Below are 11,828 nucleotides of genomic sequence, written 5' to 3'. Positions count from 1 at the left end.
TAAACCCTGGTACTCACTGGGATAGGGAGAATGGGGAGGGGAGTGTGGGGGCGATCGCCTGATGGAGTAGAGTAGGGAGAGGGCGATCGCTTTTTGGGTTCAGCTCAATAAATTCTTATAATTCTGACCAATTCTCTAAACTCAAACCTTCAACTCTGGCTAAATCCGTATCATTAGAAACCATAATCAAATTCTTAACCATTGCACTCGCCGCAATTAAAACATCTTCAGTTTGAATCGGTAAACCTCTTAATCTCAAATTAGCATGAATTTCAGCCGCTTTTTCCAATATGGCTAAATCATCTAAGAGAATCATCGGATACTTTTGGCGAAATTTGTTAAATCTTTCCCTTTGTTTAGGTGCATCAACCGCTAAAAACCCTCTCCTAATTTCAAAATAAGTGATACAACTAATATAAATGGTTTTACCTTGAAAGTTTATTGCTTCTAGTTTAGCCTTTATTTTCAAATTATCTTTGACTGCTAACGAAACAATATTTGTGTCTAATAGATAGGTCATAGAAAAACTATTTTCGCTTAACTGCTTCATCAAATATAGCCATTTGCTCAGGCGTAAACTCTTGCCCTATCTTTGACAAGACTTCCGTAGCCATGACACAACTACAATGTTCTTTCAATTCAGCATCTGGCATACTATTAAACTCTTCAAAACTCAGGTTTTCTTGAGCAAGACTAACCAAAAGATTTACCATTTGTGAGTAATTTAAATCTTCTTCAAATAAGGAGTCTTCTGCCATCAAAATCGAAACAATATCCTCAATTCTTTTGACTATCGATTTTTGTTTCAGCTCAGTGGATAACATGATACTTACCTCCAGGTAGCCACATTCAAATAATCTTATCATAACCTAAAATGACTCCAACCGATGACTAGGGATGAAAGGTGTACCCACAGAAGACCTTGTACTGGCGTTTCAGGCGCATGAAACGCGGAAGTTTACGGAGGCAATCGCCTAAACCGTTATACTCGCTGGGATAGGGATAATGGGGAGGGGGGTGTGGGGGCGATCTCTTATCCAAGAGAGGCTAAACTCAATGTTTATAATTCTGACCAATTCTCTAAACTCAAACCTTCAACTCTGGCTAAATCCGTATCATTAGAAACCATAATCAAATTCTTAACCATTGCACTCGCTGCAATTAAAACATCTTCAGTTTGTATCGGTAAACCCCTTAATCTCAAATTAGCATGAATTTCAGCAGCTTTCTCTAATATAGCTAAATCATCTAAGAAAATAATCGGATATGTTTGACAAATCAGATTAAACCTTTCTCTTTGTTTAGGAGCATCAACCGCTAAAAAACCCCGTCTCATTTCAAAATAAGTAATACAACTTATAAATATACTTTTTCTTTGCGATTTAATATTATTAATTTTTTCTAAAATTTGACGATTTTGTTTGACTATTAAAGACACAATATTAGTGTCTAACAAGTAATTCATCTTCTATTTCCGTTTAACTGCATCTTCAAAAATAGCCATTTGTTCAGGAGTAAAATCTTCACCAATTTTAGTGAATAGTTCTGTCGCCATAATAAAACTACAATGTTCTTTTAATTCTCCATCTGACATGGTATTAAATTCTTCAAAAGGTAAATTCTCTTGAAAAAGTCTTACTAAATCTTGTACGGTTTTTACATAATCGAGATCTTCCTTAAATAAAGGACTTTCTGCCATAATTATAGATACAACGTTTTCAACTCTTTTAACCATTGATTCTTGTCTTAGCTCGGTGGATAACATGATACTTACCTCCATGCAGTTTGGATTAAGATAGTCTCATCATAACCTAAAATAGTGTTTCATGAGCCAGAAACCGGGAAGTTTACGGAGGAAAGCGATCGCCTAAACCGTGACACTGACTGGGATAGGGAGAATGGGGAGGGGGGTGTGGGGGCGATCGCCTGATGGAGTAGAGTAGGGAGAGGGCGATCGCCTTAATCTTAAGTTACAATAAACCCAAATTTACAATACCCAATCCCTAACTTCACAATATGACCATTCAGATCAATTTACCTCAAGAACTAGAACAAGAATTATCGATTGAAGCCCAACAAATTAACCTCTCCTTATCCGAATATATTTTACATCTCCTTTCTCTAAGACAAGTCTTGAATAACACTCCCAAAACCGGCTCGGAGTTGATTTCTTATTGGCAAAAAGAAGGATTAATCAATTCTCGTCCTGAAATTGAGGATAGTCAAAACTATGCTCGTCAAATTCGTTATCAAGCTGAACGCCGTCAACCGCTCTAAATGAAAAATTTTCGTAACCATTCATTCACTAACACTTGAACATCAATTTCTTTCTCTTGTGCAATTTGCCTGAAAAATTCATCAATATCTGATTCCAGATAAATCGGATATTGCAATTTCGCTTGAGGATGATAGAATTTACCTTGTTCAGCTTGAGAAAAATTATACTCTGGTTTCATACTTGTCTGTCCTCATAACATTATTAGTTGTGGATCTGAATCAAGAGGAGATTACCAAATGGACAAACTAATCCACTATCAAACACTGATCAAGGATATTTTAACTGAGTACGATCGCATTTCTGCACAAGTCCCCGATCCAGATATCGATGAAGTGTTAATGTTTGATGATGAAAGAAATCAATACCTCTGGTTTAATATTGGCTGGAAAGATAGCAGAAGAATTAAAGCTGTTTCTGTCTATGTGAGAATAAAAAATGAGAAAATTTACATAGAAGAAGATTGGACAGAGGACGGTATTGCAACTGAGTTACTCAGAGAAGGTGTCCCCAAAGAAGACATTGTACTAGCGTTTCATGAGCCAGAAAGTCGCAAGTTTACGGAATTTGCGATCGCCTAAACCCTGTTACTCACTGGGATAGGGATAGTGGGGTAGGAGGTCTGGGGGCGATGCTATAATACCAGTATCCTCAACTCACACATAGGAGGAAAATGCCAGCCAAAGACACTTATCATGAAAGCTTTAAGAATGCATTGATTAAAGATGGTTGGGAAATTGTTCGCGATCCCTATACAATCAGATACGAAGGAATGACCTTATTTGCTGATGTAGCAGGGAAAAAGCTATTTTCCGCACAGAAAGAAGATAGCAATATTGTAGTCGAGATGAAAAGTTTCATCAATCCGTCTGCGGTTCATGAATTTCAATGTGCTTTAGGGCAATACATTTTATATCGAACTCTATTATCTCAAATTCATCCAACTTACTTTCTCTACCTAGCTATTGACCAAGATATTTATGAAACATTTTTTCAGAAAAAAGGTATTGAGTTAGTCATTCAACAGTATTAAATATGGTTGATTGTCATCGATATTAACCATGAGGAGATTGTCCAATGGATAAATTAGAAAACTATCGCTCTCTAGTGAAAAAAACGTTAACCGAATACGATCGCATTGCCAGCCAAACCCCCAACTTGGAGGGAATAGATACAATATTATCCTTTGATGAAGAACGAGATCAATACCTTTGGTTTGATATTGGTTGGACTTCCAGAAAGCGAGTCAGAGCGATTTCGGTTTATATTAGAATCAAAAATGAGAAGATTCATATTGAAGAAGACTGGACAGAGGAAGGTATTGCGACTGAGTTATTGAGAGAAGGAGTGCCGAAAGAAGATATTGTGTTGGCGTTTTATTCTCCAGAGAAGCGGAAGTATACGGAATTTGCGATCGCCTAAACCCTGATACTCCCTAGGATAGGGAGAATGGAGAGGGGCGATCGCCCGATCAGGTACAGTAGTTCAAAGTGCGATCGCTTGTCTCAATTCAGATACTGTATCATGCCATCTGGTAACTTACCGCTCACTCAAACCATCACAATAGCATTGCTGAGGAGTTCAACCAGAGTTACAAAGAAGGGATTCTTGAGGTGTTAATCGATCTCCAAACCTACGAGCAAGTTTTTAGGTTGTTAGAATATCGGTATGATAAGCAATGTATCCAGAAATTGGGACAACTGTAGGTGCAGTTGTAGTTGGATATAATGAGAGTAATGGCCATGAGGTATACTGAAGTGCCAAGCCCAGCGTGTTGCATAAGGCTCTGGTTCCATTGAAAATTCCTGCATTAGCAAGTTAGGACATATCTGTGTGTAGTGGCATATCCCTCTTCTGTCACTTTCCGAGGATGAAGATAGAATAAAATAGAGTATCAATAGCTAAAGTTAATGCTTATGGAGTCTATCAAAATATCACCTTTAGTCTCTATGGTGAAGGGAGTGAATTTGTGAGAAAACTAGAGGAACATAACTTATGCTATACAGCAGTTTTCAGTGTTATGCGATACATTTGAATCGCCCTCAATCTGCCCTTACACAACACTCAGAGGAACTTTCTTACTCATTACTCATTACTCATTACTTAACAGCGCAAAGCGCTGTCTCTGTGAATAGTGACTCCTAGTCCACTGACTCATAGTCACATGGCTTGAGATCGCATCCAACGGTTTCGTGAAGCCGGGTTGTTGTTATCAGCGAGAGGTTTACCTCGATTTTCCCTCTGTATTGCTCAAACGCCCAATAACATAATATCGTAGTGTTAAGAGTAGTTAAGTAAACTTTTGCAGCAGAATTCAGAGGTCAAGGAGAGTTACGGCACTTGGACAAAGAAAAAATTCTGGTTGTTGACGATGAAGCCAGTATCCGACGCATCTTAGAAACCCGATTATCGATGATCGGGTACGATGTGGTCACGGCTGGTGATGGGGAAGAAGCCCTAGAAACCTTTCGCCATATCCTACCGGATTTGGTGGTTTTGGATGTGATGATGCCCAAGCTCGATGGTTATGGAGTCTGCCAAGAACTCCGTAAAGAATCGGATGTACCCATCATTATGTTAACTGCCCTGGGAGATGTGGCCGATCGCATCACGGGTCTGGAATTGGGAGCCGATGATTATGTCGTCAAACCTTTTTCCCCCAAAGAACTCGAAGCTCGCATTCGTTCAGTTCTCCGCCGAGTAGATAAAACCAGCACCTCTGGCATTCCTAGCTCTGGCGTGATCCAGGTGAGCAATATCCGCATCGATACCAATAAACGACAAGTTTATAAAGGAGATGAACGCATTCGCCTGACGGGGATGGAGTTTAGTCTTCTGGAACTGTTGGTGAGTCGTTCGGGAGAACCTTTCTCCCGTTCCGAGATTCTACAGGAGGTATGGGGCTATACCCCAGAACGTCATGTAGATACCCGTGTGGTGGATGTTCATATCTCAAGGCTGCGAGCTAAGTTAGAGGAAGATCCCAGTAATCCGGAATTAATCCTCACCGCTAGGGGTACAGGGTATTTATTCCAACGTATTCTGGAAGCGGGCGCAGAGGAATAACCCCACAAAAATAGGCGATCGCTCTCAGAAGGCGATCTCTGGGGTGAAACGATTTGGTAGAATTTGTAAGGCTTTTATCACTGGCGAGCAATGGGATCAACTCCGGCAAGAATCGCAATAGACGCAATGGGTGGGGATTACGCCCCCGATGAAATTGTCGCAGGAGCGCTAAGGGCAAAAGAAGAACTCGATGTCCAAATCCTGCTGGTGGGCGATCCAGAGCAGATTGAAGAATCAATTGGTAAGCACACCCACTCCCACCAACTGGAAATCGTTCCTTCCGAAGGCGTGATTTCCATGAATGAGGAACCCCTGGTTGCCCTCAGACGCAAGAAAAACGCCTCCATTAGTGTGGCGATGAATTTAGTCAAGCAAAACCGAGCCGATGCCGTGGTATCGGCGGGTCACTCTGGAGCAGCGATGGCAGCAGCTCTGCTGCGTTTAGGTCGCTTACCAGGGATTGACCGACCGGCGATCGGGGCCATGTTTCCGACTCTGATGGCCAATAAATCGGTTTTAATTCTAGACGTGGGGGCTAATGTCGATTGTCGCCCCCAATTTTTAGAACAGTTTGCCCTCATGGGTACGGTTTATAGTCAATACGTCCTGGGAATTGACCAGCCCAAAGTAGGACTATTAAACATTGGCGAAGAATCCTGTAAAGGAAATGACTTAGCCATTCGCACTCACCAGTTATTAGATCAAAATCCCCTAATTCCCTTCATCGGCAATGCTGAAGGCCGGGATGTTCTCTCCGGTGATTATGATGTGATCGTTTGTGATGGATTCGCCGGTAATGTGTTGCTCAAATTTGCGGAAGCAGTAGGGAGCGTCATGTTACAGATTGTGCGAGAAGAACTGCCTCAAGGTCTCCATGGCCAAATTGGGACAGCAATCTTGAAACCCAATCTGCGACGGATTAAACAACGGTTAGATCATGCCGAACATGGTGGGGCCCTTCTTTTAGGAGTGGCAGGAGTCTGTATTATTAGTCATGGCTCTGCCCAAGCGCCAACCATTTTTAATGCCATTCGTTTAGGCAAAGAGGCCGTAGATAATCGGGTCTTAGACCGACTCCGAGGACAATACCAAAAAACGGTGGCCGGTTTAGGAGCAAGTTCGGGAGACCAGGATAGTGAGGGATAACTTGGGTTTTCAAGCCGGAAAATTTCCCTTGAAAAAATAAACAAATATATGAAACATATGGGCATTGCAATAACCGGTAGTGGTTCGGCTACCCCTGGAGCGAAACTGACCAATCAGGGACTATCGGAGCGAGTGGAAACCTCAGATGAGTGGATTAGCACTCGGACGGGAATTAAAAATCGTCGCGTGGCTGGTGAGGGTGAGTCCTTAACGGCGATCGCCACCCAAGCAGGATTCAAAGCCATAGAGCAAGCGGGAATTTCCCCCACCGATCTCGATTTGATCCTGCTGGCTACCTCCACCCCCGACGATCTATTTGGCAATGCTAGTCAAATCCAAGCCGCATTAGGGGCCCATCAAGCCGTCGCCTTTGATTTAACGGCGGCTTGCTCTGGGTTCCTTTTTGCTTTGGTGACGGCTGCCCAATATATTCGCACCGGAACTTACCAAAAGGTGTTAGTGATTGGCGCAGATCTACTCTCTCGATGGGTCAATTGGAGCGATCGCACCACATGCGTCCTATTTGGCGATGGTGCAGGGGCGATCGTCATGGAAGCCAACCCAGGCGATCGCCTGCTCGGTTTTGAACTCAAAAGTGATGGCACTCAAAACCACTGTCTGCAACTGGCCTACCAACCCAAATATGAGGAAATCATTCCTAACCTCAGCGTCGGTCAAGGAACCTATCAATTTATCACCATGAACGGCAAAGAAGTCTATCGCTTTGCCGTGCAAAAAGTGCCTGAAGTGATTGAGAAAGCCCTCTTTCATGCCCAAATCAGCAGCGAGCAAATCGATTGGCTGATTCTCCATCAAGCCAACCAACGTATCCTCGATGCTGTGGCCAAACGGCTCAATATTCCCCAGGAAAAAGTATTGAGTAACTTAGCCAACTATGGCAATACCTCGGCTGCCTCCATTCCCCTGGTACTCGATGAAGCCGTCCGCTCTGGAAAAATCCAACCCGGCGATCTAATCGCCGCTTCTGGATTTGGAGCCGGCTTAACCTGGGGATCGGCTATCTTTCGCTGGGGACGTTAATTAAGGGAATAGGGAATAGGGAATAGGGAATAGGGAATAGAGAAAACCAAGTTTTGCCTTTTGCCTCCCCCCTTTCCAATAACTTACAGCCTTAAGTTTTGACTATTACCCATTACCCATTACCCATTACCCACTACCCATTACTCATTACCCAATCAATTTATGACAAAAACAGCCTGGTTATTCCCTGGACAAGGATCGCAAAAAACGGGTATGGGTATCGACCTTAAAGATACCCCGATCGCTCAAGATCGCTTGGCTCAAGCCGAACAAATTTTAGGATGGTCAGTTCTAGACCTCTGTCAAAGCGAAGCGGAAACTTTATCTCGAACTCTGTATACTCAACCTTGTTTGTATGCGATCGAAACCATTCTAATTGACCTCTTACGAGAAAAAGGACACTCCCCCGATCTAGTCGCCGGCCATAGTCTCGGTGAATACGTCGCCCTTTATGCGGCTGGAGTCTTTGATTTTGCCACCGGACTAGAATTAGTTAAGTGCCGGGCAGAACTGATGGAAAATGCTTCTGGGGGCAAAATGGCCGCCTTGATTGGCTTTAAATCTGACCAACTCCAGGAAGCCTTAGAAAAAAACCCCGATGTGGTACTCGCTAACGACAATAGCGCCATGCAAGTCGTAATTTCGGGCAAACCCGAAGCCGTCGAGCAGGTGATGGGGCAAATTAAAGTGAAAAAAGCCGTGGCTCTCCCCGTTTCTGGAGCTTTCCATTCTCCCTTTATGGAAGAGGCCTCACAAAAGTTTCAAGCGGTTCTAGAAACAGCATCTTTTGCTGAAGCCAAGGTTCCCGTTCTCTCCAATGTCGATCCGTCTCCAGCTACGGATTCTAATACCCTGAAAACCCGTCTACTCAAGCAAATGACCGGTTCTGTGCGCTGGCGAGAAACCTGCTTAAAACTGGTGGAGGAAGGAATAGAAAAAGTGGTAGAAATTGGCCCCGGTAATGTGTTGACAGGTCTAGTCAAACGCACCTGTCCGGGGTTAGCCTTAGAGAATATTGCGACCTTAGCTCAAGTACCGAGCTAACTGAGATTATGGCTCAAAATAATGATCCATCTCCGTTTCTGTTTATTGGCCTGTTTTTGATCTTGGGAGCGGGAGGAGGCTACTGGTTTTTCTTGCGCCAACCTCCTTCACCCTCTGGAGATAATCCCCCAGTGGTGAGTGAACCCAACGCAGCACCCACCCCGACAGAACAAACTGCCCCCAATTCCTCAACCCCTGAATTTACCCAACCGACATCGGTGGCAGCCGGTACAGTGATTCGCATGGATGGCAGTACCAGCATGGTGACGTTAAATCGGACTCTGAAACAGGGGTTTGAGGGGCAATTTCCGAATACCACGGTAGAAACTCAAGCCAATGGTTCGGATAAGGGGATTCAAGGGGTGTTGATGGGACAGTTGGATTTAGCGGCAGTGTCTCGTCCCCTGTCAGCGCAGGAGACGCAGGAGGGGTTAATGGCGTTTCCGGTGACGAGCGATCAAATTGCGATCGCCGTCAGCAACAGTAATCCCCTGTCTGCTGGGTTAACGATGCAACAAGTGAAAGACATTTTTCAAGGTAAAATTACCAATTGGTCAGAAGTTGGGGGATCTAATCGTCCCATTCGCGTCATTAATCGACCGGTAGTCAGTGGAACCCGTCAGGCGTTTCAAGAATTGGCCCTACAAGGAGAAAATTTTGGTACAGGCTCTAATGTTGCAACCTTAGACCGAGATGCTACAACTCCCATGTTACAGGCATTAGGTGAGGATGGCATCGGTTATGCCACAGCCGATCAAATTGTCAATCAGCAAACCGTCAGAGCAGTGGCAATTGATGGGGTATTACCGGGATTTTCGGGTTATCCCTATTCGCGCACCTTATATTATGTCTATAAAAGTCCCCCCAATGAGGCGGTAACGGCATTTTTAGGCTATGTAGACAGTATGAATTGATGGGGGAAATTAGTGCAGAATCCTTTGAATGTGGGTCTAATTGGTACGGGATTTGCGGCTCGCTTGAGAGCAGAAACTTTACAGAGTGATTCCCGTAGCCGTCTGGTGGCAGTGGTGGGTTATAATCCAGATAAAACGGCTGAGTTTGCCCAAAAATATGGGGCGCGGGTACTAGAATCTTGGCAAGAATTGGTGCAGCTTGATGACCTAGATTTAGTTATAATTAGTACCATCAATCGAGATCATGGGGCGATCGCCAAAGCCGCCTTAACCGCTCAAAAGCATGTCATCGTTGAATATCCCCTATCCCTCAACTTCGAGGGAGCCAGAAGCCTCTGGATACTGTCTAAAACCCAACACAAACTCCTCCATATCGAGCATATCGAACTCTTAGGCGGACTCCACCAAGCCTTTAAGCAAACTCTCCCCCAACTCGGAGAAATCAGCTATCTACGCTATAGCAAAATTGCCCCCATTCATCCCGCACCCCAGCGCTGGAATTATCACAAAGACCTCTTCGGCTTTCCCTTAGTCGCCTCCCTCCCTTCTATCCACCGTTTCACCGATGCATTAGGTACTGTGGAAACAGTTTACGCCCAAAACCGCTATTGGCCGGAGAATTCTGACTATTATCACGGCTGTTTCTGCACTGCCCAACTCCAATTTACTAGCGGTACAATTGCCGATATTGTTTATGGTAAAGGGGATATTTTTTGGCAACCCGAACGAAAATTAGAAGTCCATGGCCATCAAGGAACCCTAATCTTTGAAGGGGAGAAAGGCTCCTTAATTCAACTGGACAAAACCACAGAAATCCCCGTAGGCACACGCCGAGGACTCTTTGCCCAAGACACTCAGCAAGTCTTAGAGTATTTAACAGAAGGGACAGAACTCTATGTTAATCCTCAGTCCAGTTTATACGCCCTTAAAGTCGCTTGCGCTGCCGAAAGATCGGCATTAACGGGACAAAAAGTTACTGTAAATTAGGCGTTGATTTAATCTTCTCCATCGGTTAGGATTAACCTTATGCCATTTCTCTATGATGATGCGTTTAATGATTTTGCCGTAGTGGACTGTTTCACCTAAAATAGTTCAATAGAAAGCCCAGTTCGTAGTAAGCGCTTTAGCGCTTATAGTCTTCGGTGCGCTCCTTACGCTCACTATTTATAGAAAACATGGTTCGGTGTTAGCGCTAAAGCGCTCACTACAAACAAAATCTAATGCATCAAATTAGATGAAATGGTCTACTAGAATCGACAGTAATTAAGTGCAAACTTAAAGAGAAATGGTATTAGTTTTATAGATAAAATCAGAAATGCCCTCTCCCATGGAATTCTTGACTTTCCCCCCCTTCTCCTGCGGGACAAGGGGGTAGAAGGATGAGGGGAAATAATATGACATCAAAAAATCAACGCGCTAAACCCTTCTTAAAATGGGCAGGGGGTAAATCTCAACTGCTCTCTCAATTTGAAGCACACTATCCCCCTGAATTAAAACAGGGAAAAATAAAGCGCTATATTGAGCCATTTTTAGGGGGGGGTGCGGTCTTTTTTGACTTAGCGCAAACCTATGATTTTGGCTCTGTATTTCTGTATGATGTGAATCCGGAACTGGTGTTAGTGTATCAGGTGGTGAAGCACTATCCAGACGACTTGATGGCGGCATTAGAACAACTGGAAAATAAATATCATGGTTTGACCCATTCTGAGCGCAAAGACTTCTATTTTCTGATTCGGGAACAGTATAATACCCAAAGACTAGACTTTAACTATGAAAAGTATTCTCCAGATTCTACCGTGAGAGCGAGTTGGCTAATTTTTCTGAATCGCACTTGTTTTAATGGTCTGTTTCGTATCAATAGTAAGGGGGAGTTTAATGTGCCTCCGGGGAAATATAAACATCCGAAAATTTTGGATGCAGACAACTTGCGAGTAGCGTCTGAGGTGTTGCAGAAAGCAGAAATTATCGGTGGAGATTTTCAGAGCTGTGAATCTGTGATGACAGACGATTCATTTATCTATTTTGATCCGCCCTATCGCCCCCTGAGTCAAACAGCGAAGTTTACCGCTTATGCTCAATCGGAGTTTGCAGAGCGGGAGCAGGAAAGGTTAGGGCAGTTTTTCCGCAAGTTAGATCGACTGTATGATGTGAAGATGATGTTGAGTAATTCCGATCCGAAAAATGAAGACCCAACTGATGATTTTTTTGAACGGTTGTATGAGGGGTTTACCATTGAGCGGGTATCGGCGAATCGGATGATTAATAGTAAGGGTAAGAAACGGGGATTGGTTCAGGAGATTGTGGTGAAAAATTATTGAAAATTATAGAGAAATACGATCCCC

General features: G+C 43.6%; 16 protein-coding genes. 11 read left to right on the top strand and 5 right to left on the bottom strand.

The window, feature by feature from the left end; genetic code table 11:
* Window positions 1-115 precede the first annotated feature (115 nt).
* From PMG25_RS03300 to PMG25_RS03285, 4 genes are all read right to left on the bottom strand, one after another.
* Complete coding sequence (locus PMG25_RS03300) at window positions 116-520, bottom strand: type II toxin-antitoxin system VapC family toxin (RefSeq protein WP_283765488.1); 405 nt, start codon at window positions 518-520, stop codon at window positions 116-118.
* Between the two features lie 7 nt (window positions 521-527).
* Window positions 528-824, bottom strand: coding sequence for a hypothetical protein (locus PMG25_RS03295; RefSeq protein ID WP_283765487.1), 297 nt, complete (start codon window positions 822-824; stop codon window positions 528-530).
* A 236-nt stretch (window positions 825-1,060) separates the two neighbouring features.
* Entirely contained in the window at window positions 1,061-1,465 is a 405-nt protein-coding gene (locus tag PMG25_RS03290; protein ID WP_347178731.1) for a type II toxin-antitoxin system VapC family toxin, read from the bottom strand.
* Window positions 1,466-1,468: 3 nt separating this feature from the next.
* On the bottom strand, window positions 1,469-1,765 hold the full coding sequence (locus tag PMG25_RS03285) for a hypothetical protein (RefSeq protein ID WP_283765485.1): 297 nt from the start codon (window positions 1,763-1,765) through the stop codon (window positions 1,469-1,471).
* A 251-nt stretch (window positions 1,766-2,016) separates the two neighbouring features.
* Here PMG25_RS03285 and PMG25_RS03280 point away from each other — a divergent pair, with 251 nt between their 5' ends.
* Window positions 2,017-2,277, top strand: a complete 261-nt coding sequence (locus tag PMG25_RS03280; protein WP_283765484.1) for a hypothetical protein — start codon at window positions 2,017-2,019, stop codon at window positions 2,275-2,277.
* On the opposite strand, the gene PMG25_RS03275 is transcribed toward PMG25_RS03280, so the two are convergent.
* A complete protein-coding gene (locus PMG25_RS03275; RefSeq protein WP_283765483.1) occupies window positions 2,274-2,456 on the bottom strand; it encodes a hypothetical protein in 183 nt (60 codons plus the stop codon). The two genes, PMG25_RS03280 and PMG25_RS03275, sit on opposite strands and share 4 nt — an antisense overlap.
* A gap of 58 nt (window positions 2,457-2,514) precedes the next feature.
* Here PMG25_RS03275 and PMG25_RS03270 point away from each other — a divergent pair, with 58 nt between their 5' ends.
* The 10 genes from PMG25_RS03270 (at window position 2,515) to PMG25_RS03225 (ending at window position 11,804) form a co-directional block, all read left to right on the top strand.
* The gene (locus tag PMG25_RS03270) at window positions 2,515-2,856 is read left to right on the top strand and encodes a XisI protein (protein WP_283765482.1); all 342 of its coding nucleotides are present in this window, start codon (window positions 2,515-2,517) and stop codon (window positions 2,854-2,856) included.
* Between the two features lie 92 nt (window positions 2,857-2,948).
* Complete coding sequence (locus tag PMG25_RS03265; protein ID WP_283765481.1) at window positions 2,949-3,308, top strand: XisH family protein; 360 nt, start codon at window positions 2,949-2,951, stop codon at window positions 3,306-3,308.
* 44 nt (window positions 3,309-3,352) lie between these two features.
* Window positions 3,353-3,697: a XisI protein gene (locus PMG25_RS03260; RefSeq protein ID WP_283765480.1), complete on the top strand. Its 345-nt coding sequence runs from the start codon at window positions 3,353-3,355 to the stop codon at window positions 3,695-3,697.
* A gap of 918 nt (window positions 3,698-4,615) precedes the next feature.
* Window positions 4,616-5,341, top strand: coding sequence for a response regulator transcription factor RpaB (rpaB, locus tag PMG25_RS03255; RefSeq protein WP_271937641.1), 726 nt, complete (start codon window positions 4,616-4,618; stop codon window positions 5,339-5,341).
* A 90-nt stretch (window positions 5,342-5,431) separates the two neighbouring features.
* Window positions 5,432-6,487 (top strand): phosphate acyltransferase PlsX, encoded by a 1,056-nt coding sequence (gene plsX, locus PMG25_RS03250; protein WP_283765479.1) that lies wholly within the window; start codon window positions 5,432-5,434, stop codon window positions 6,485-6,487.
* A gap of 48 nt (window positions 6,488-6,535) precedes the next feature.
* Window positions 6,536-7,528, top strand: a complete 993-nt coding sequence (locus PMG25_RS03245) for a beta-ketoacyl-ACP synthase III (RefSeq protein ID WP_347178730.1) — start codon at window positions 6,536-6,538, stop codon at window positions 7,526-7,528.
* Between the two features lie 162 nt (window positions 7,529-7,690).
* Entirely contained in the window at window positions 7,691-8,572 is an 882-nt protein-coding gene (gene fabD / locus PMG25_RS03240) for an ACP S-malonyltransferase (RefSeq protein ID WP_283765477.1), read from the top strand.
* A gap of 8 nt (window positions 8,573-8,580) precedes the next feature.
* On the top strand, window positions 8,581-9,486 hold the full coding sequence (locus PMG25_RS03235; protein WP_283765476.1) for a substrate-binding domain-containing protein: 906 nt from the start codon (window positions 8,581-8,583) through the stop codon (window positions 9,484-9,486).
* A 12-nt stretch (window positions 9,487-9,498) separates the two neighbouring features.
* Window positions 9,499-10,473: a Gfo/Idh/MocA family protein gene (locus tag PMG25_RS03230; RefSeq protein WP_283765475.1), complete on the top strand. Its 975-nt coding sequence runs from the start codon at window positions 9,499-9,501 to the stop codon at window positions 10,471-10,473.
* A 407-nt stretch (window positions 10,474-10,880) separates the two neighbouring features.
* The gene (locus PMG25_RS03225) at window positions 10,881-11,804 is read left to right on the top strand and encodes a DNA adenine methylase (protein WP_283765474.1); all 924 of its coding nucleotides are present in this window, start codon (window positions 10,881-10,883) and stop codon (window positions 11,802-11,804) included.
* The last annotated feature ends 24 nt before the right edge of the window (window positions 11,805-11,828 follow it).

The sequence above is a fragment of the Roseofilum capinflatum BLCC-M114 genome (assembly GCF_030068505.1).
Lineage (GTDB): Bacteria > Cyanobacteriota > Cyanobacteriia > Cyanobacteriales > Desertifilaceae > Roseofilum > Roseofilum capinflatum.
The sequence above is the reverse complement of the archived record's forward strand: the minus strand, read 5'-3'. Positions and strand labels throughout refer to the sequence as shown.